This window comes from Zoogloea oryzae, from assembly GCF_030161255.1.
GTDB lineage: Bacteria > Pseudomonadota > Gammaproteobacteria > Burkholderiales > Rhodocyclaceae > Zoogloea > Zoogloea oryzae.
Genome location: NZ_BSPX01000275.1, coordinates 1 through 353, shown reverse-complemented (window position 1 = coordinate 353; position 353 = coordinate 1). Strand labels below are relative to the sequence as shown.

Below are 353 nucleotides of genomic sequence, written 5' to 3'. Positions count from 1 at the left end.
GATTTATGGCTACACAAACCGTTGAAGATAATTCTAAAGCTCGTCCAAAAAGCACTGGTGTAGGGAATTTATTAAAGCCATTGAATACAGAATATGGTAAAGTGGCTCCTGGATGGGGAACCACCCCTTTGATGGGTGTCGCGATGGCTCTCTTTGCAGTATTCCTATCAATTATTTTGGAAATTTATAACTCTTCTGTTTTACTAGATGGAATTTCAATGAATTAGGCCCATAAACAACAACGAAGTCCTGGCTTTTGAATCCAAAATTAATCCCTCAGGACTCGTATTTCTAGGCCATTTGGGTAGTTCGATCGTGGAATTCCTTTGTTTCGGTATTTCCGGAATATGAGT

At 39.4% G+C, this 353-nt stretch carries 1 protein-coding gene; it reads left to right on the top strand.

The window, feature by feature from the left end; all coding sequences use genetic code 11:
- Window positions 1–227, top strand: a 227-nt coding sequence (gene psbH, locus QQK25_RS24985) for a photosystem II reaction center phosphoprotein PsbH (RefSeq protein ID WP_284190108.1), incomplete at its 5' end; no start/stop codon positions are given.
- Window positions 228–353: the final 126 nt, after the last annotated feature.